Source organism: Streptomyces tauricus (assembly GCF_014650955.1).
Lineage (GTDB): Bacteria > Actinomycetota > Actinomycetes > Streptomycetales > Streptomycetaceae > Streptomyces > Streptomyces tauricus.
On record NZ_BMVY01000021.1, the window covers coordinates 64,044 to 83,685 of the forward strand.

The following is a 19,642-nucleotide window of genomic DNA, read 5'->3' on the forward strand; positions in this document are numbered from 1 at the left end:
GGTATCGCCAGTGGCGGCGAGGAGACACAGGTAACCGTGGTCGCGGTCTTCAGAATTCTGATCCGGCGGATCGTTCTGCTTGTTCCGTTGATGCTCGGGATCATCATGTTCGTGTTCATCGTGATGCGGTTCTCGGACAGCGATCCGGCGTCCGCGTACTTCCAGGGCGCGAACCCGACCGAGCAGCAATTGCACGACTTCAGGGAGCGCAACGGACTGCTGGACCCGTTCATCGTGCGGTACTTCGACTTCGTCGGGGATCTGCTCCGGGGTGACATGGGAGTCAGCGCGCTGACCAGGGCCCCGGTCGTCGACCAGGTCACCACCGCGCTGCCGCTCACCATGCAGCTGACCTTCCTGGGCCTGGGCATCGCGGTGGTGCTGGCGCTGCTCGGCGGGGTCACCGCCGCGATCTACCGGGACCGCTTCCCCGACCAGCTGATCCGGGTCGTCTCGCTGACGGGGGTCGCGGCGCCCGGCTTCTGGCTGGCGCTGCTGATGATCCAGTACCTCGCCGTGGACGCGGGCTGGTTCCCGACCAGCGGATACGTCAATCCGGCCGACTCGTTGACCGGCTGGCTGAAGACCATGACGCTGCCCGCGCTTGCCCTGTCGCTGCCGGTCGCCGCCCAGCTCACCCGGATCGTCCGCACGGCCGTGGTGGAGGAGCTGGACCGGGACTACGTACGCACCGCGATCGGCAGCGGGCTGCCGCCGGTGGTCGTGGTCGGCCGGAACGTGCTGCGCAACGCCCTGATGAACCCGCTGACCGTGCTGGGGCTGCGCGTCGGCTATCTGCTCGGCGGGGCGGTCGTCATCGAGACGATCTTCAACCTGCCGGGGATGGGAAAGCTCATGATCGACGCCGTGAAGAACGGTGATCCGGCCGTCGTGCAGGGCGGCGTCCTGACGATCGCCTTCGGGTTCGTCATCGTGAACCTCTTCATCGACATCCTCTATCTGCTGGTCAACCCGCGTCTGAGGAGTGCCGAGGCATGATGCTGATGTACCGGAAGCGGCTCACCGACGCGCTCTCCCTGCCCGGCGTCCGCCTCAAGGGGTTCACCCGGCTGCCCCTGATGTCCGGGATCGCCGTCGTCGTCATCGGGGTCGTCGTCCTCACGGCGCTGCTGGCCCCGCTCATCGCCCCGCACGACCCGCTCGAACAGTTCCCGCGGATCGACGAGGGCCACGGCGAGGGCGCGCCCTCGGGCGACCACTGGATGGGCCAGGACAGCCTCGGCCGGGACATCCTCAGCCGGTTGATGTACGGGGCCCGCTGGTCCCTGGCCATCGGCCTCGGCGCGACCGGTCTCGCGCTGGTCGTGGGCGCGGTCATCGGCGCGATCGCGGCGACCTCCCGCAAGGCCCTGGACGAGACGCTGATGCGCGGCCTGGACATCGTCATGGCGTTCCCGGGCATCGCGCTCGCGGCCGTCTTCGTCGCGGTGTTCGGCGGCGGCATCCCGATCCTCATCGGCGCGATCGCGTTCCTGTACATGCCGCCGATGGCCCGGGTCGTACGGGCCAACGTGATGGCCCAGTACGGCGAGGACTACGTGACCGCCGAGCGGGTCATCGGAGCGCGCACCCCGCACATCGTGTGGCGGCACGTCGCCATCAACTGCGCCGCCCCGGTCCTGGTCTTCTGCACGGTGCAGGTCGCCGAGGCGATCGTCTTCGAGGCGTCGCTGTCCTTCATCGGCGCGGGTGTCAGGCCGCCCGACCCGTCCTGGGGCAGTGTCATCGCGGACGGCAAGAACATGGTGCTGACCGGCGGCTGGTGGGCGACCGTGTTCCCGGGCCTGCTGATGCTGGTCACCGTGCTCTCCCTGAACATCCTCTCCGAGGGCGTCTCGGACGCGTGGGCGGCGCCCGCGGCCCGGGACGTGTCGGCGCGCGAGGAGGAGGACCGTCTTGAGGCCCCCGAGCCCGGCAGCGGGAAGGTCCTTGAGCTGCCGGGCCTGACCGAGGCGGCCCGGCGGCTGCGCGGCCGGGCCCGCCCCCTGCCCCAGGGGCAGCAGCCGGTGCTGAGCGTCGAGAACCTGGCCATCGGTTTCGACGCCCGCCACGGCGGTGTGGACATCGTCGACGGCATCAGTTTCGACGTACAGCCCGGTGAAGTCCTGGGTCTGGTCGGTGAGTCCGGCTGCGGCAAGTCGCTGACCGCGCTCACGGTGATGGGCCTGGAGCCGAAGGGCGCGCGGGTCCGCGGCCAGGTGCGGTTCAACCAGCGGCAGCTGGTCGGCGAGCCGATGAGCGTACGGCGCAAACTCCTCGGCCACGAGATGGCGATGATCTACCAGGACGCCCTGTCCTCGCTGAACCCGGCGATGACGGTCCGCTCCCAGCTCAAACAGGTGATCAGAAGGGGCGGCACCCGCACGGGCACCGAACTCCTCGAACTGGTCGGCCTCGACCCGGAGCGCACCCTGCGCAGCTACCCGCACGAGCTGTCCGGCGGCCAGCGCCAGCGCGTACTGATCGCGATGGCACTCTCCCGCGACCCCAAGCTGATCGTCGCCGACGAACCGACGACCGCCCTCGACGTCACCGTGCAGGCGCAGATCATAGAGCTGCTGCTGCGCCTGCGGACCGAGCTGGACTTCGCGCTCGTCCTCGTCTCGCACGACCTGGCGCTCGTCGCGGACGTCACCGACCGGGTGGTCGTCATGTACGGCGGCCAGATCGTCGAGTCGGGCGTGACCGCGGACCTCGTGGAGTCGCCGTCCCACCACTACACGCGCGGCCTCCTCGGCAGCGTCCTGTCGCTGGAGTCGGCGGCCGAACGGATGACGCAGGTCAAGGGGGTCGTGCCGTCCCCGGCGGACTTCCCGGCGGGCTGCCGGTTCGCCGACCGCTGCCCGATGGCCACGGAGGTGTGCCGGACGACGGCTCCGCGCCTGGCGGGCCCGCCCGGCCACCACGAGGTCGCCTGCCACCACCCGGCGATCGTTCTGACGCCCACCACGACCACGGCCGGCCCGGCCGAGCCGACGGAAGCGAGGCCGTGACGTGAGCGGACCAGTCACCCCCCTGGTGGAACTCGACGACGTGCACGTCGTCCACAAGGCGCGCACCGGCGGCCTGTTCTCCCGCGACCGGGTGTACGCCCTGACGGGCGCCGGTCTCACCATCGCGCCCGGCGAGACGGTGGGCGTCGTCGGCGAGTCCGGCTGCGGCAAGTCGACGCTCGCCAAGGTCCTGGTGGGCGTGCAGAAGCCGACCTCCGGGACGGTGTCCCTGCGGGGCGGCGACCTGTGGACGATGGCCCCGGCGCTGCGCCGGACGACGGTGGGCGCGGGCACCGGCATGATCTTCCAGGACCCGTCGACGGCCCTGAACCGCCGGCTGACGGTACGGCAGATCCTGCGCGACCCCCTCGATGTGCACCGGCGGGGCACGCCCGCGCAACGGGACGACCGGGTACGCGAGTTGATGTCCCTGGTCGGACTCCCCCGGGCACTGGCGGACGGCCTCCCCGGCCAGCTCTCCGGCGGTCAGCGCCAGCGGGTCGCCATCGCGCGGGCACTGGCCCTCGACCCGGACCTGGTGGTCGCCGACGAACCGACGAGCGCGCTGGACGTCTCGGTCCGCGCCCAGATCCTCAACCTCCTCCTCGACCTGAAGGAACGGCTCGGCCTGGCCCTGGTCTTCGTCAGCCACGACATCCAGACCGTACGGAGGATGAGCGACCGCGTCATCACGATGTACCTCGGCCGGATCGTCGAGGAGTCCCCGGCCGACGAGGTGACCGACCGGTCCCGGCACCCGTACACCCGGGCCCTCTTCTCGGCGACGCCCGGTCTGCTGGACCCCATCGACCCGATCCCGCTCGTCGGCCCCGTCCCGTCGGCCACCCGCCCGCCGAGCGGCTGCCCCTTCCGGACGCGCTGCTGGAAGGCGGACGGGGTGTGCGCCGAGACGATGCCCGGCTTCGCGGCCGCGTCGACCCCCGGGCACCGCTTCCGCTGCCACCATCCTGTGGAGGACGGCCTGTCGACCCGCGACCTGGTCGCCCAGGCGGTCACCGCCGTACCGGAGGCGACGGCCCTGGCCATCACTCCCGCCGCCACTCCCGCCGCCGCTCCGGCCGACCTTCCGAAGGAGCCTTGATGACCCTTCCCGCCCCGCTGACCGGTGTCGTACCGCCCGTCTGCACGCCCCTGACACCGGACCGCGAGGTGGACGTCCCCTCACTGATCCGACTGGTCGACCATCTGCTGGAGGCCGGGGTGGACGGCCTGTTCGTCCTCGGCACGTCCTCCGAGGCGGCGTACCTGACGGACCGCCAACGGCGCCTGGTCGTCGAGACGGTCGTCGGCCATGTGGCGGGCGGGGTGTCCGTCCTCGCTGGCGCCATCGACATGACGACCCCGCGCGTCCTCGACCACGTCCGGTACGTCACGGACGCGGGCGCCGACGCCGTGGTCGTGACGGCGCCCTTCTACACGCGCACGCATCCGGCGGAGATCGCCCGCCACTACCGTCTCGTCGCCGCCCGTTCGCCGGTGCCCGTCTTCGCGTACGACCTGCCGGTCGCCGTCCACTCCAAGCTGGGCGCGGACCTCGTCCTCGAACTGGCGGCCGACGGGACGCTGGCCGGGCTCAAGGACTCCAGCGGGGACGAGGGCGGGTTCCGGGCGGTCGTGACCGGGGCCCGGGCGCACCCCGGCGTCACCGGTTTCAGCGTGCTGACCGGGTCCGAGCTGGTCGTCGACTCCGCGCTCGCGATGGGGGCGGACGGGGCGGTGCCGGGGCTCGCGAACGTCGACCCCGCCGGGTACGTCCGGCTGTACCGGCTGTGCCGTGCGGGCGAGTGGGCGCTCGCCCGGGCCGAACAGGAGCGGCTGTGTTCGCTGTTCGGGATGGTGCGGGTGGGGGACGGGGGGCGGATGGGCGGTTCCTCGGCGGCGCTGGGGGCGTTCAAGGCGGCGCTGCAGTTGCGAGGGGTCATCGCCTGCGCGGCCATGGCGGAGCCCCAGATCCCGCTGTCCGCGGAGGAGGTCGGAGGGGTCGGCAAGTTCCTGGCGGGGGCGGGCTTGTCGTAGCCGTTTCTACTCCCGCCCCCGCCGCCCCTACCCGTTCCCGTCACGCATGGGGGCTGCGCCCCCTCGCCCCCTTGTCCTCAAACGCCGGACAGGCTGAAGGATTAGCCTCTCCGGCGTTTGAGGAGCGGGGGTTCGGGGGCAGCGCCCCCGAGTCGTGGACGGGAACGGGTAGGGGCGGCGGGGGCGGGGAAAAGCCCTACAGGTCTGCCACGTTCACCCGCCGGAAGGTGATCGTCTCGTACGGGCCCGTCGTGCCCGTTTCGTACAGCACCCCCACCCGCCCCCCACCCAACTGCACCAGATCCGAATACGCCGCCCGCCACCCGGACAACGTCAGAGCCTTCGTGAAGCTCCCCCCGCCGTCCCCGCTCCGCCACACCGCCATCGCCTGCCGAGCGGTCGGCACGGACGGCCCCGAGAACAGCAGCGGAGCCCCCGCACGCCCCCGTACCTGCAGCACACTCCCCTGCACGACCGGCACGTCGGACAGCGTCGCCTGCACCCGGAAGGGCCGGTCGAGCGTGACACCCCCGTCACTGGAGTAGCTGTCGAGCCGGTTCCCGGGACTGCTCCCGTTCTGGTCCCGCGAGCTGAAGTACAGCCGCCCGTCGGGCAGTTGCGCCACGGCACTCTCGTTCGCGTTGTCGACCCCGTCGTACGAGTCGTCCACGAACCCGATCCGCCACGACACCCCGCCGTCGTCGCTGTAGAGGGCGTGCGCCCCGTAGTACCTGGCCTCCTGCCCGGTGTCGGCGGAGCCGTCCGGCGGCGCGGCCGAGTGGTTGGCGGGCACGACGAGCCGCCCGGCGTGCGGCCCCCGGGTCAGCGCGACCGCGTGCCCGGGCCCGGTGGCGTACCACCGCCAGCCCGGCAGCTTCACGGCGGCGGTGATCTCCCGGGGCGCCCCGAAGCGCCGCCCGTCGTCCCGGCTCGTCTGCACGAAGACCCGCCGGCTCTGCCCGGCCGTGACCTCGCCCCGCATTATCTGCGCCTCGGTCACCGCGCCGCTGTTGTAGGACGTGAGGAGGACGACCTTCCCGGTACGGGGATCGACCACGGGCGCGGGGTTGCCGCGGGTGTCGCCGTCACCGGCCGCGACGACGGTCAGCGGCCCCCACGTGCAGCCGCCGTCGCCCGACCGTCTGAGGACGACGTCGATGTTGCCGGTGTCCCCGGCGCCGTTGTGTCTGCCCTCGGCGAAGGCGAGCACCGTGCCGGCCCTGGTGGTGACGGTGGCGGGGATGCGGTACGTGTCGTAGCCGCTCTCCCCGGCCGTGAAGGGGACGGAGGAGACGCATCCCCGCGCGGGGCGTTCGGCCGCGTCCGCGGGCCCGGGGGACGCGAGCGCGGCGGCGAGTCCGGCGACGACGGCAGCGAGGGCGCTCGGACGAAGACAGCTCTTTATGGACACGGCTCACCCTTACCAAGACATGGGACGTGGGATGTCGGCGGTGAAACTAGTGCGCCCCGAGGGACAGGGCAATGCCCCTGCACTCACCGGAGTCACTGCCGGGAGTCACCGCCGGGAGTCGAGGCGGCTCAGACCGCCCCGGGTATCACGAGCCCCGACTCGTACGCCACGATCACGAGCTGTGCGCGGTCGCGCGCCCCCAACTTGCCCATGATCCGGCTGACATGGGTCTTCGCGGTCAGCGGGCTGAGCCCGAGCGCCTCGGCGATCTCGGTGTTGTTGAGCCCGCGCGCCACCAGGGCGAGCACCTGCCGCTCCCGTTCGGACAGCCCGTCGGGGCCGCCCACCGCGGACGTCACCGTGTCGGGCGCGCGCAGGAAGCGGGCGATGAGCCGCGCGGTGGGACCCGGCGAGAGCAGGGACTCCCCCGCGGCCACGGTCCGGATGGCGTCGAGGAGTTCGGCGGGACGGATGTCCTTCACGAGGAAGCCGGACGCCCCGGCCCGCAGCGCGTCGACGATGTGCTCGTCGGTGTCGTACGTCGTCAGGACCAGCACCTTCACCCCCGCGAGATCCTCGTCGGCGGCGATGAGCCGGGTCGCCTCGATGCCGTCCAGGTCGGGCATGCGGATGTCCATCACGACGAGGTCGGCCCGCGCGGAACGGGCCAGTGCCACCGCCTCCCGCCCGGTGGCCGCCTCGGCGACGACCTCCATGTCGCCGGCCGACGCCACGAGCATCGCGAACGAGGCGCGTACGAGGGTCTGGTCGTCGGCGAGCAGTACGCGGATCGTCATCGGGGCTCGTCCTCCCGGGGCAGCGGCAGCGCGGCGGTCACCTCGAAGCCCACCGTGGGGCCCGGTCCGGCGTCCAGTGTGCCGCCCACGCTACGGGCTCGCTCGCGCATTCCGACGAGCCCGAACCCCGGCGTGCCGTCGGTCGTCCCCGGTCCGCGGGGGCCCGCCCCGTCGTCCGTGACACGCACCCGCAACGCTCCCTCCGCCGTCCGCAGCCCCACCCTGACGGTGAGGTCGTCGCGGCCGCCGTGGCGCACGGCGTTGGTGAGCGCCTCCTGCACGATCCGGTAGGCGGCGGCGCCCACGGAGGGCGGTACGCCGTCCGCGTGGACGTCCAGTTCGACCTTGGCGCCGGCCGTCCTGGCGGCCTCCGCGAGCGCGGCCAGCCCGTCGAGCCCGGGCAACGGCCCCCGCCCGTCCCCGGAACCGAGACCGGAACCGGGCTCCGCCGCCGGTTCCCCTGCGACGTTCACGCTCAGCTCGTTCGCCCGCAGCACCTCCAGCGTCGTACGCAGCTCTCCCCTGGCGGTCCGGCAGGTCTCCGCGATGCCGTCGAGCGCCTGGGCGACGGCTCTGCGGTCGAGCCGTTCGGGATCGACGGTGAGGACGTGCGCCGCCACCGACGTCTGCACGCCGATCAGGGTGATGCTGTGCGCGAGCAGATCGTGCAGATCGCGTGCGATCCGCAGACGCTCCTCGGCGACGCGGCGCCGGGCCTCCTCCTCCCGGGTGCGTTCGGCGCGTTCGGCCCGTTCGACGATGGAGGCGACGTACTGGCGGTAGAAGCGGGCGTCGACGCCGAAGAACAGGACCGCGATGATCCAGCCGGAGGTCCGCAGCAGCTCCAGTGCCCCGTCCGGGTTGGTGAAACTGTTGATGATCAGCGTCGGGCCGAGGACGACGACGGCGGTGAGCAGCGTGCGGCGTACCGTGCCGGTCGCCGCGACCGTGTAGAGCGCCAGGAGGGTCGCGGGGATCGGCACGGCGTGGTTGTAGTCGAGGGCGTGGTACGGGCTCGCGCAGGCCGCCACCGCGAGCAGCACGAGCAGCGGACGGCCGCGCCGCCACACGAGCGGCACATGGGCGCCGGCCAGCAGGGCCCAGCCGAGCGGGTCGAGCGGGCGTCCGTCGACGACGAGCAGCGCGAGGAGGACGGCGACCACGGCGACGCCGGCGGTGAGGCACGCGTCGTTGCGGGTGCGGTGGGGTGCGGTGAGCGGGTCGCGGTTGATGACCGCCATGACGCGGTCGAGCCGGCGCGGCCGGGCGTCACGGCGTACGCCCGTGGTCCCCGATTCCCGCGCCGCTATGGTCGTTCCCCGTTCCTGCACGGCTCCATCCTCCGGTACGGGGGCGCCCCTCCGGCGGGAAGCGGGAGAGGCGCCCGGTCGAGTACGACGGTCCGTCGATCGGACGATCGGGGTCGGGCCGCTCAGGGCGCGCCGATCCTTTCCGGCCGCCGGGGCGGCTCGGTCGGTTCGCCGGGCCCGGCCGGTCCGGGTTCGCGGGAGAGCGCGCCCGGCCACCACACCTTGCGGCCCAGGGCGACACTGGCGCTGGTCACCAGGTACGTCCGTACGAGGAAGGTGTCGAGGAGCACGCCGACGGCGATCACGAAGCCGAGTTCGACGAGCTGCACGAGCCCCATGTTCGTCAGCACGGCGAAGGTCGCGGCGAGGACCAGGCCCGCCGACGCGATGACCCCGCCGGTGGTCCGCAGCGCGGTGAGCGCGGCGGCCACGGGGTCGGCGCCGGCCAGGGACTCCTCCCGCATCCGGTGCATGAGGAAGATGCCGTAGTCGACGCCGAGGGCGACGAGGAACACGAAGGACAGCAGCCCGAGCCCCGGATCGGTTCCCTCGAAGCCGAGGACCGGCCCGAAGACCAGACCGCCGATACCGAGGGCCGCGCCCCAGACGGCGACCACGGCAGCCACCAGGAGGAGCGGCGCGACGAGGCTGCGCAGCAGTCCGATCAGGATGAGCAGCACGGAGACGAGGACGAGCGGTACGACGATCTTCGTGTCCCGGCTGTTGGTGTCCTCCAGGTCGATCTGCTGGGCGCTGGCCCCGCCCACGTACGAGCCCTCCAGCTGACCGCGCAGGGCCCGGATGGTGGCGCTCTCCCCCGCCGACTGGGGCGCGTCCCCGGCGATGACGGAGATCTCCGTCCAGCCGTCCCCCGTACGGCCCTTCTCGGCGCTCTCGACGCCCCGCGTGTCCCGGATCGTCGCGAGCGCCCGGTCCGCGCCCGCCGCCGGGGTGATCACGTCGATGGGCTGGGTGCCGTGGCCGGGGTAGGCCCCGGCGAGGGTCTCCATGGCGGTGACGGCCTCCGGCTTGTCGACGAAGGAGTCCTCCTGCTTGACCGGCCCGGGCAGGTTGAGCGTGCCGAGGGCGAGGGCGCCGAGCAGGACGGCCCCGGTCGCGAGCACGGTGAGCGGCCTGCGGCCCGCGGAGCTGCCCATCGCGGCGAACAGGCTCCGGCGGCGCGGCTTGGGCTCGCTGCCGAAAGCGGGCACGAGCGGCCAGAACACCCGCCGTCCCAGCAGTACGAGGATCGCGGGGAGCAGGGTCAGCATCGCGAGGAGCGCGCAGAGCACCCCGACCGTGCCGAGGGGGCCCATCCCCCGGCTGCTGTTGAGGTCCGCGGCGAGCAGGCACAGCAGACCGACGGCGACGGTGCCGGAGGAGGCGAGCACGGCGGGCCCGCAGCCGCGCAGGGCAGCCACCATGGCGTCGTACGGGCGCTCGACGCGCCGCAGTTCCTCGCGGTAGCGCGACACGAGCAGCAGGGCGTAGTCGGTGCCCGCGCCGAACACGAGGATCGTCATGACGCCCGAGCTCTGGCCCGAGACGGTGGTCCCGAAGGCCTGGTTGAGCCCGTACGCGACGCCCATCGACAGATAGTCGGCGAGCCCGGCGACGGCGAGCGGGACGAGCCACAGCACCGGGCTGCGGTAGATGAGGATCAGCAGGAGGGCGACGACGGCGACGGTCGTGTAGAGCAGGGGGCCGCCGAGCGAGTCGTAGACCTTCCCCGCGTCCGTGGCGAGGGCGCCGGTGCCGCCGACCTCCACGCTCAGGCCGTCCTGGCCGTGGGCGATGTCCCGGACGTCCTCGACGAGCGCGTCGCGCAGCTTCTCGTCGGTGCCGGGTTCGTTGCTGACGACCGGGTACATGAGGGTCGTGCCGTCGTCGGACGGGATCCCCTCGGGTACGCGGTCCCCGCCGCTCAGTTCGTGCCTGCCCGCGATCTCCTCGACCTGCCCGGCCGCGGTCTCGCGGTCGGCGGCGCTGAGCCCGCCGTCCCGGTGGTACACGAGCACCAGCTCGGTGCTCTCGCCGCCGGGCAGCTGTTCCTGGACCTTCGCCACCTGGGTCGAGTCGGCGCTCGCCGGCAGGTAGTCGGTGACCCGGTCGTGCTGCACGTCGGCGAGCTTCGCCGCGAACGGTGCGGCCAGGACGAGCAGGGCGATCCACAGCCCCAGCACCGCCCAGGGAACAGCTCGCCTTCGTCCGGCGCCGCCCGCCGCGCTTGCCTTCCCGACCCCCATGAACGCACTCCCTTCCGACGACTTCCGCTTTCCCTTCGGCGTTCAGCCTTCCGGCAGGGAGAGCGGGTTACGTCGGGCGAGAGACGGAGCGGGCGGCTACCGCCGGGGGTGGCGGACGGGTCGGATTACTCCCGCGGGAGTAGTGGAAGGCCGGGTCCGCGAACGGCCGCCCCCCCGGTGGCGGTCACCTGCGCCGTTCCCCGCGCCCCTGAAGGGGCGCGGGGAACGGCGCGGTCAGGACGGCGTGCGGGCAGCCGTGAGCAACCGCGTCACATCGTCCGCGCAGATCGTGAGCGCCGCCCCCACCGTCGTGAGCGCCTCCCGCTCCGCCGGCGTGTACGGCCCGTCCGCGAGAGCGATCCGCGCCCCCTGGAGCAGGATCGCCTCACGCCCCGCCGGCGCGAGATGCGGCGCGAGCGGATCCAGCGCCTCGTGCAGCTCTATCGACAGTCCCGGCCCGCACGGCTCCCCGAAGATCCGCCCGGTGTCGGCGGCGAGCGCCTCGACGAGCGCGGCCAGCTGGTCCTCCGTACAGTCGTCGAACCCCGCGGAGCGCACCGCACCCGCAGCCGTCTCCAGCGACGTACGCGCGCACGTACCCCCCGCGGCGAGCACGGCGAGCGCGACCGTGTGGACGGCGTCGCGCAGCATCGCCGAGAAGCGGGTGGTCGTCGGATGGTCGAGGACGTCCGCGCTGTAGTGGTGGCCGCAGGCCGCGCACTCGACGACGGGCCCCGTCTCGCCGCGCGGCATGACCGGCACACCGAGGCAGGTGAAACGCCGGCGGCCGGTGAGGCGCTGGTAGTTGCGGTCGCCTCCGCAGCCCGGACAGAAGAACTCGCCGTCGCCGACGGTGGTCCACGCGGTCCTGGTTCCGAGGATGCGCGAAACGCCCATGGTGCCGGCGCGGACAAACCGGCCGTTTCGTCCCCATCCTGGCAGCACGTTCGCACCTCCGTAACCCCACGGCAACATCGCCGCGTTGGCGTGATGTTAGCCACATTGTTGATGCGGAGTCAGTACCCCGGGAGAGGCCACTCGTCGACATGGCCGGATAAACGCAGTGGTCCCGCCCGCCTGTGAGGCGGACGGGACCACAGAAACGCAGGTGAACGGCCCTATCGTGTGGCGCGGTTGACGGCGGAGACGACAGCCTTCAGTGAGGCGCGTGTCGTATTCGCGTCGATGCCGATTCCCCACAGGACCTTGTCGCCGATCGCGACCTCGATGTACGAGGCGGCCACCGCGGAGGCGCCCTCGCTCATCGTGTGCTCCTGGTAGTCCAGCAGGCGGGCGTCGACGCCGATGCCCTGCAGCGCGTGGAAGAACGCGGAGATCGGGCCGTTGCCGGTACCCACCAGGGTGGTCTCGGCGCCGTCCACCTCGGCCTCGACGGTGAGCGTGTCCACGCCGTCCTTGTCCGTCGTGGACTGGCCGTTGCGGACCTGGACGCGGCCCCACGGGTTGTCGGGGTTCGGCAGGTACTCGTCCCGGAAGGCCGCCCAGATGTCCTTCGGGGTGACCTCGCCGCCCTCGGCGTCCGTCTTCGCCTGGATGATCCGCGAGAACTCGATCTGCATCCGGCGCGGCAGGTCCAGCTTGTGGTCGTTCTTCAGGACGTACGCGATACCGCCCTTGCCGGACTGCGAGTTGACCCGGATGACGGCCTCGTACGAGCGGCCGACGTCCTTGGGGTCGATCGGCAGGTACGGGACGGCCCACTCGATGTCGTCGACGGTGACGCCCTTGGCGGCGGCGTCGGCCTCCATCGCGTCGAAGCCCTTCTTGATGGCGTCCTGGTGGGAGCCGGAGAAGGAGGTGTAGACGAGGTCGCCGACGTACGGGTGGCGGGCGTGGACCTCCATCTGGTTGCAGTACTCGGCGGTGCGGCGGACCTCGTCGATGTTCGAGAAGTCGATCTGCGGGTCGACGCCCTGCGAGAACAGGTTCATGCCCAGGGTGACCAGGTCGACGTTGCCGGTGCGCTCGCCCTGCCCGAACAGGCAGCCCTCGATACGGTCGGCGCCGGCCATCAGCGCCAGCTCGGCGGCGGCCACCGCCGTACCGCGGTCGTTGTGCGGGTGGACGGACAGGCAGACGTACTCGCGGCGGGACAGGTTGCGCGACATCCACTCGAAGCGGTCCGCGTGCGTGGAGGGGGTCGAGCGCTCCACGGTGGCGGGCAGGTTCAGGATGATCTCGCGGCCCGGGCCGGGCTGCCAGACGTCCATGACGGCCTCGCAGACCTCCAGGGCGAAGTCCAGCTCGGTGTCGGTGAAGATCTCGGGGCTGTACTGGTACCCGAAGGTCGTCTCGGGGCCCAGCAGCTTCTCCGCGTACTCCACCACCAGGCGGGTGCCGTCCACGGCGATCTGCTTGATGTCGTCCTTGGAACCGCGGAAGACGACGCGGCGGAAGACCGGCGCGGTGGCGTTGTACAGGTGGACGTTGGCGCGCTTGGCGCCCTTCAGCGACTCGACGGTCCGCTCGATCAGGTCCTCACGGGCCTGGGTCAGTACGGAGATCGTGACGTCGTCGGGGATCGCGCCCTCTTCCTCGACGATCGAGCGCACGAAGTCGAAGTCGGTCTGACCGGAGGCCGGGAAACCGACCTCGATCTCCTTGTAGCCCATCGACACCAGCAGGTCGAACATCTCACGCTTGCGCGCGGGCGACATGGGGTCGATCAGGGCCTGGTTGCCGTCGCGCAGGTCGGTGGAGAGCCAGCGGGGGGCGGTGGTGATCCGGTTGTCCGGCCACGTGCGGTCGGGGATGTCGACCTGGTCGTACGGGCGGTACTTGTGGATCGGCATGGACGTGGGCTGCTGGCGGTTCGCCATGATGCGAGGGCTCCTCTTGGTCCGCTTGATCCTCGGAACCGGTCGGTTCGCGATCCGAGGTACGGCCGACGGCGCAACGCCAGAACTCCGCGGGGAGGGAGTCGGCCTCGACTACAGGCCCTCGCCGCGGCAGCTAAGAAGGAGCAGCCCGATACGCATGATGCTCCGCATGCTATCGGAGTCCCGCGCGCCCGGATCCGGCGTATCACGATGCGGGACGAGCCATCACGCGCGGCTCACCGACCACACCCCAAAGACTGCGCAGTTCCCCGCGCCCCCAAGACGCCCACCTCACCCGCCGCGGTGCGCGCGCCTAAAAGATTGCGCAGTTCCCCGCGCCCCTAAAGGGGCCCGCAGACCACAGCGCAGGCCCGTTCCCCGCCCCCCCAGGGGCGCGGGGAACGGCGCAGTCTTTTGATCTTTTCGGGGGCGCGGGGAACGGCGCAGTCTTTCGCCCTTCAGGGGCGCGGGGAACTGCGCAGGGTTGGGACGTCCAGGGGCGCGGAGGTGTGTTCGTACACGAAAACGGACCCCCTCGTCCCCCTTATCCCCCCATTTCACCAATCATGGTTGCCCCTAGTGACAGTCACGTCACACAGTGCAATGGTGCCGGGCATGACGACATACGGGGGCTTCGAGCCCGTCTTCTGCACCATCATCCCGCCCCATGTCCTCGACACCCTCTCCCAGGCAGAGGACCGGGCGCTCGCCGGCAAGGCCCGCCGCACCCTGGAGCGGGACGCCTTCGAGCGCACCCACCGCCGGCTGACGACAGTCCTCGGCGCGCCCGCCCTCGCCCCGCCGGCCGGCGCCGCCGAGGACAAGCCGCACCGCACGATCTACGACGCGAGGCACAAGCAGGACCTGCCCGGCAGGAAGGTGCGCGGCGAGGGCGACAAGCCCGGCAAGGACGCCACGGTCAACCGCGCCTACGCCGGCCTGGGCGCGACCTTCGACCTGTTCCTGAAGGCGTACGCGCGCAACTCGATCAACGGCGAGGGGCTGCCGCTGAACGCGACCGTGCACTTCGACGAGGAGTACAACAACGCCTTCTGGAACGGCGAGCAGATGGTGTTCGGCGACGGTGACGGCGAGATCTTCCTCGACTTCACCATCCCCGTCGACGTCATCGGCCACGAACTCGCGCACGGCGTCACCCAGTACACGGCGAACCTCACGTACTTCGGCCAGCCCGGCGCGCTCAACGAGTCGATGTCCGACGTCTTCGGCTCGCTCATCAAGCAGTACACGCTCGGCCAGAGCGCCACCGAGGCCGACTGGCTGATCGGCGCGGGCCTGCTCGCCCCGCGCGTCACGGGCACGGCCCTGCGCTCGATGAAGGCCCCGGGCACGGCGTACGACGACGATGTGCTCGGCAAGGACCCGCAGCCCGCCACGATGGACGACTACGTCCGCACCGGCCGCGACAACGGCGGTGTGCACATCAACTCGGGCATCCCCAACCACGCCTTCTACCTGGCCGCGACCGCGCTGGGCGGGCAGGCCTGGGAGCGGGCCGGAAAGATCTGGTACAGCGTGCTGACCGGCGGCGAGCTGGACTCGAAGGCGAGCTTCTCGGACTTCGCGAGGCTGACCCTGGCCCAGGCGCGCGCCCTGTTCGGCGAGGGCGAGGAACTGCAGGCCGTCACCAAGGCCTGGGAACAGGTCGGGGTACCGACCGGGTGAGCGTGGCTCGGGCCCGCGATTCGTACTAGACAGGGACCCATGCGTATTCAGGTACGACGCACAGGCGGATTCGCGGGCATCGACCGGCATGCCGAGGTGAACACCTCGGGCCGCGCCGATGCCCAGGAATGGCAGGCCCTGGCCGAACAGGCGGTCGCCGCCGGCCGGGGCACGCCTCCCATAGGCGTCCCGGACGGCTTCAGCTACCAGATCACCGTGGACGGGAAGACGGTCTACTGCGCGGACCCGCGTCTGACGGACGAGCAGCGGAAACTGATCTCAAGGGTTCTGAAGGAGGGCGCGTAGGCACCCCGACGGAACCGGTACGGGGCCGTCGTCGAGACCGGTACGGGACAAGTAACGGCCAGTTCGCGCAACGCCGTTGACTTCGCTTACCGCCGGTACGGATGATCGCGCGCATGGCGAACACGGTGAACGCGGCGAGCACGGCGGCGACGACGAGCACGGCGGCGACGGACCCGATACCCCGGTTCCCGGCCGGTTTCCTCTGGGGGGTCTCCACCTCGGCCCATCAGATCGAGGGCGCGGCCGACCGCCGGGAGCGCTCCGTGTGGGATGCCTTCACGGCCGAACCGGGCCGTGTGAAGGACGGTTCGACGGCCGCGGTGGCCTGCGACCACTACCACCGCTACCCCGAGGACGTGGCGCTCCTGCGCGACCTCGGGGTGGACGCGTACCGCTTCTCGATCTCCTGGCCGCGGGTGAACTCCCCCGGCGGCCTGGACTTCTACGACCGGCTGGTCGACGAGCTGTGCGCGGCGGGCGTACGCCCTGTCCCGACCCTCTTCCACTGGGACCTGCCGGTGTCACGGGCCGAGGCGGGCGGCTGGCTCGAACGGGACACGGCCGGACGGTTCGCCGAGTACGCCGCGCTGGTCGCCGCCCGCCTCGGCGACCGGATCCACAAGTGGATCACCCTCAACGAGCCCGCCGAGCACACCCTGCTGGGCCACGCCCTGGGCGCGCACGCGCCGGGCAAGCAGCTCCTCTTCGACGCGCTGCCCGCCGCCCACCACCAGCTGCTGGCCCACGGCCTCGCCGTACAGGCCCTGCGGGCGGCCGGGGCCACGGACATCGGGATCGCCAACTCGCACGGCCCGACCTGGCCCGCCTCCCAGGAACCCGCGGACCTGGAGGCGGCCGGCTTCTACGACCTGCTCCTCAACCGCCTGTTCGCCGACCCGGTCCTGCTCGGGCAGTACCCGGACGGCATCGGCGAGCTGATGCCCGGCGACGCCGAGGAGATCGCGGCGGACCTGAAGATCATCGGTCAGCCGGTCGACTGGTACGGGATCAACTACTACGCGCCGACGAGGGTGGGCGCGCCGCAGGGCTCGGAGATCGAGTTCGGCGGTCTCACCCTGCCCGCCGAGCTCCCCTTCTCGGTAAGGGAGATCGAGGGCTACCCGGTCACGGACTTCGGCTGGCCCGTGGTGCCGGAGGCGCTGACCGAACTGCTGGTGGACTTCCGCGGCCGGTACGGCGACCGGCTTCCGCCCGTCGTCATCACTGAGAACGGCTGCTCGTACGAGGGACTCGACGACCAGGAGCGGATCGGCTACCTGGACGGTCATCTGCGGGCCCTGCACCGGGCGTCGGAGCAGGGTGTGGACGTCCGCGGGTACTTCGTGTGGTCGCTCCTCGACAACTTCGAGTGGGCGGAGGGGTACGCGCGCCGCTTCGGCCTGGTGCACGTCGACTTCGAGACCCTGGAACGGACCCCGAAGGCGTCGTACCACTGGCTGCGAGACGTGCTGAAGGCTCAGGGCCGACCCCAGCGGCGGGCGGCCACGGGGTGACGGCGTCCGCGCACGGGCCCGCGCAGGGGCCCGCGCCCGACCTGGCGCTCGCCGAGCCCGTCGAACGAGTGGGCCGGGGCTGGACGGCGACCCTCTCGCTCGCCAACGGGGCGATCTGGGTGGGCTGGTTCGGCCCCCTGCAGATCCTCCTGGCCTCCCAGGCCGAGGACTTCGCGCCCGGCACGGGCATGTCGAAGGAGGCCGTCCTCGCCTGGGTGACGGGCGCCGGCGCGGCGGTGTCGCTGCTCGCGAACCCGGTCTTCGGCGCCCTGTCGGACCGTACGACGTCGCGCTGGGGCCGTCGCACGCCGTGGATCGTGGCGGGCACCGCGGGCGGCGCGCTGTCGTTACTACTCCTCGGCGCGGCGGGCGGACCATGGACGATGGCGCTCGGCTGGTGCCTGGCACAACTGGCCCTGAACGCGGCCTGGGCCGCCGTGACGGCCGCCGTACCGGACCGGGTGCCCCGGCTCCAGCGGGGCGCGGTGGGCGGCTGGCTGGGCGCCGCGCAGATCCTGGGCGTGGTCGGCGGTACGGGCCTGGCGACGCTGGCCGGGGGCGTCACGGCGGGCTACGCGGCCTGCGCGGCGTTCACCCTGCTGGGCGTCCTGCCGTACGTGCTGCGCCACCGGGACATCCGGCTGCCCCGCGCGGCCCGCCCGGCCTGGTCCTGGCGCGGCTTCCTGGGCTCCTTCTGGCTGAGCCCGCGCCGCTACCCGGACTTCGGCTGGGCGTGGCTGACCCGGTTCCTCGTGAACCTGAGCAACAGCCTCGGCGTCATGTACCTCCTCTACTTCCTGCGGGACCGCCTGCACCACTCCGATCCCGAGCAGGGCGTGCTGATCCTGACGGCGCTGAACGCGTCGATGCTGCTCGCCACGGTCGTCGTCGCGGGCATGTGGTCGGACCGGGTGGGCCGCCGCAAACCGTTCGTGACCTGTTCGGGCGTCGTCATGGCCGTCGCGGCCGGGGTGATCGCGCTCTCGCCGACGTGGACCGGCACGGTCGTCGCGTCCGTCCTCCTGGGCCTTGGCTTCGGCGTCTTCGCGTCGGTGGACTTCGCGCTGATGACGGACGTACTCCCGAAGGCGCTGGACCGGGGCAAGGACCTCGGCGTGATCAACGCGGCGAACGCGGTGCCGCAGGTCGCCGCGCCTGCGCTCGCCGCGCCGATCGTGACGTATCTGGGCGGGTACCGGGTGCTGTACGCGGTGGCGGCGGCGGTGGGCCTGGCCGGGGCGGTTCTGGTGAACCGGATCAAGGGGGTGGACTGAGGGGGGTCCAGTCACCGACTCGGGGGCTCCGCCCCCGAACCCCCGTTGCGCAGTTCCCCGCGCCCCTGAAGGGGCGCGGGGAACTGCGCGACAAGGCCCCACGAACCCGCAGCCGAAGGGGGGTCTGGGGGCGCAGCCCCCAGTTTCGGGAAGGGGCGGGGCTGGGGAAAGAGGACTCCGTCAGAAGCCGAGTTTGCGGAGTTGACGTGGGTCCCTCTGCCAGTCCTTCGCGACCTTCACATGGAGGTCGAGGAAGACCGGCGTCCCCAGAAGCGCCTCGATCTGCTTACGCGACTTGATCCCGACCTCCTTCAACCGCTTCCCCTTGGGCCCGATGATGATCCCCTTCTGGCTCGGCCGCTCGATGTAGACGAACGCGTGGATGTCGAGCAACGGCTTGTCGGCCGGCCGGTCCTCGCGCGGCAGCATCTCCTCCACGACGACGGCGATGGAGTGCGGCAACTCGTCCCGCACCCCCTCCAACGCGGCCTCCCGGATCAGCTCGGCCACCATGACCTGCTCGGGCTCGTCCGTGAGGTCGCCCTCGGGGTAGAGGGCGGGGCCCTCGGGCAGCAGCGGCACGAGGAGGTTCGCCAGGAGGTCGACCTGCTGGTCGGCGACGGCCGACACGGGCACGATCTCGGCCCACTCGAAGCCCAGCTCCTTGCCGAGCTGGTCGATGGCGATGAGCTGCTCGGCGAGCGTCTTGCTGTCCGCGAGGTCGGTCTTCGTGACGATCGCGATCTTCGGCGTCTTCTTGATGGACGCCAGTTCCTTCGCGATGAAGCGGTCGCCGGGACCGAGCTTCTCGTTCGCGGGGAGGCAGAACCCGATCACGTCGACCTCGGCCCACGTCGTACGGACGACGTCGTTGAGCCGTTCGCCGAGGAGCGTGCGCGGTTTGTGCAGCCCCGGGGTGTCCACCAGGATCAACTGGGCGTCGGCCCTGTGCACGATGCCGCGTACCGTGTGCCGCGTGGTCTGCGGCTGGTTCGCGGTGATCGCGACCTTCTGGCCGACCAGAGCATTCGTGAGGGTGGACTTGCCCGCGTTGGGGCGGCCCACGAAGCAGGCGAAGCCGGCGCGGTGGGGTGCCCCCGAGGATTCCGGCGGCTCGGATGACTGGGTACGAACGCTCATGGCGCCCATTGTCCCTGATCGTCGGGGCTCCGCCGTACCAGGATTCCGGCCCTCACCGCCGATCGGG

Annotated in this window: 15 protein-coding genes; 8 read left to right on the forward strand and 7 right to left on the reverse strand. The window is 71.6% G+C overall.

Features of this window, described 5'->3' with window-relative positions; all coding sequences use genetic code 11:
• Positions 1-36 precede the first annotated feature (36 nt).
• Genes IE278_RS27100 through IE278_RS27115 form a run of 4 tightly spaced genes read left to right on the forward strand, consistent with a single transcriptional unit; the run spans position 37 to position 5,051 of the window.
• Positions 37-999, forward strand: a complete 963-nt coding sequence (locus IE278_RS27100) for an ABC transporter permease (RefSeq protein WP_189775891.1) — start codon at positions 37-39, stop codon at positions 997-999.
• The gene (locus tag IE278_RS27105; RefSeq protein WP_189775954.1) at positions 999-3,014 is read left to right on the forward strand and encodes a dipeptide/oligopeptide/nickel ABC transporter permease/ATP-binding protein; all 2,016 of its coding nucleotides are present in this window, start codon (positions 999-1,001) and stop codon (positions 3,012-3,014) included. The genes IE278_RS27100 and IE278_RS27105 overlap by 1 nt, the downstream gene beginning before the upstream one ends.
• 1 nt (position 3,015) lies before the next feature.
• Positions 3,016-4,116 (forward strand): oligopeptide/dipeptide ABC transporter ATP-binding protein, encoded by a 1,101-nt coding sequence (locus IE278_RS27110; protein ID WP_246570711.1) that lies wholly within the window; start codon positions 3,016-3,018, stop codon positions 4,114-4,116.
• Positions 4,116-5,051, forward strand: coding sequence for a dihydrodipicolinate synthase family protein (locus tag IE278_RS27115; protein WP_189775892.1), 936 nt, complete (start codon positions 4,116-4,118; stop codon positions 5,049-5,051). Before IE278_RS27110 ends, IE278_RS27115 begins: the two co-directional genes overlap by 1 nt.
• Before the next feature lie 196 nt (positions 5,052-5,247).
• Here IE278_RS27115 and IE278_RS27120 read toward each other — a convergent pair whose 3' ends face one another.
• From IE278_RS27120 to leuA, 6 genes are all read right to left on the reverse strand, one after another.
• Positions 5,248-6,462 carry a sialidase family protein gene (locus IE278_RS27120; protein WP_189775893.1) on the reverse strand — a complete coding sequence of 405 codons (1,215 nt, stop codon included), beginning with the start codon at positions 6,460-6,462 and terminating at the stop codon, positions 5,248-5,250.
• Between the two features lie 128 nt (positions 6,463-6,590).
• Positions 6,591-7,259: a response regulator gene (locus tag IE278_RS27125; protein ID WP_189775894.1), complete on the reverse strand. Its 669-nt coding sequence runs from the start codon at positions 7,257-7,259 to the stop codon at positions 6,591-6,593.
• Complete coding sequence (locus IE278_RS27130; RefSeq protein ID WP_189775956.1) at positions 7,256-8,500, reverse strand: sensor histidine kinase; 1,245 nt, start codon at positions 8,498-8,500, stop codon at positions 7,256-7,258. The genes IE278_RS27125 and IE278_RS27130 overlap by 4 nt, the downstream gene beginning before the upstream one ends.
• 191 nt (positions 8,501-8,691) lie before the next feature.
• Entirely contained in the window at positions 8,692-10,815 is a 2,124-nt protein-coding gene (locus IE278_RS27135) for an MMPL family transporter (protein ID WP_189775895.1), read from the reverse strand.
• Between the two features lie 234 nt (positions 10,816-11,049).
• Positions 11,050-11,760: a tellurite resistance TerB family protein gene (locus tag IE278_RS27140; protein ID WP_189775896.1), complete on the reverse strand. Its 711-nt coding sequence runs from the start codon at positions 11,758-11,760 to the stop codon at positions 11,050-11,052.
• Between the two features lie 173 nt (positions 11,761-11,933).
• The gene (gene leuA, locus IE278_RS27145; RefSeq protein ID WP_189775897.1) at positions 11,934-13,655 is read right to left on the reverse strand and encodes a 2-isopropylmalate synthase; all 1,722 of its coding nucleotides are present in this window, start codon (positions 13,653-13,655) and stop codon (positions 11,934-11,936) included.
• 615 nt (positions 13,656-14,270) lie between these two features.
• Between leuA and IE278_RS27150 the strand changes: the two genes are divergently transcribed.
• The 4 genes from IE278_RS27150 to IE278_RS27165 all read left to right on the forward strand — a co-directional run bounded on the left by IE278_RS27150 (position 14,271) and on the right by IE278_RS27165 (position 18,435).
• Positions 14,271-15,341, forward strand: a complete 1,071-nt coding sequence (locus tag IE278_RS27150; RefSeq protein WP_189775898.1) for a M4 family metallopeptidase — start codon at positions 14,271-14,273, stop codon at positions 15,339-15,341.
• Positions 15,342-15,380: 39 nt separating this feature from the next.
• Positions 15,381-15,647: a protealysin inhibitor emfourin gene (locus tag IE278_RS27155; protein WP_189775899.1), complete on the forward strand. Its 267-nt coding sequence runs from the start codon at positions 15,381-15,383 to the stop codon at positions 15,645-15,647.
• A 113-nt stretch (positions 15,648-15,760) separates the two neighbouring features.
• On the forward strand, positions 15,761-17,161 hold the full coding sequence (locus tag IE278_RS27160) for a GH1 family beta-glucosidase (RefSeq protein WP_189775900.1): 1,401 nt from the start codon (positions 15,761-15,763) through the stop codon (positions 17,159-17,161).
• Positions 17,158-18,435 (forward strand): MFS transporter, encoded by a 1,278-nt coding sequence (locus tag IE278_RS27165; RefSeq protein WP_246570713.1) that lies wholly within the window; start codon positions 17,158-17,160, stop codon positions 18,433-18,435. Before IE278_RS27160 ends, IE278_RS27165 begins: the two co-directional genes overlap by 4 nt.
• Positions 18,436-18,615: 180 nt before the next feature.
• Here IE278_RS27165 and era read toward each other — a convergent pair whose 3' ends face one another.
• Positions 18,616-19,575 (reverse strand): GTPase Era, encoded by a 960-nt coding sequence (gene era / locus IE278_RS27170; protein ID WP_189775901.1) that lies wholly within the window; start codon positions 19,573-19,575, stop codon positions 18,616-18,618.
• Positions 19,576-19,642: the final 67 nt, after the last annotated feature.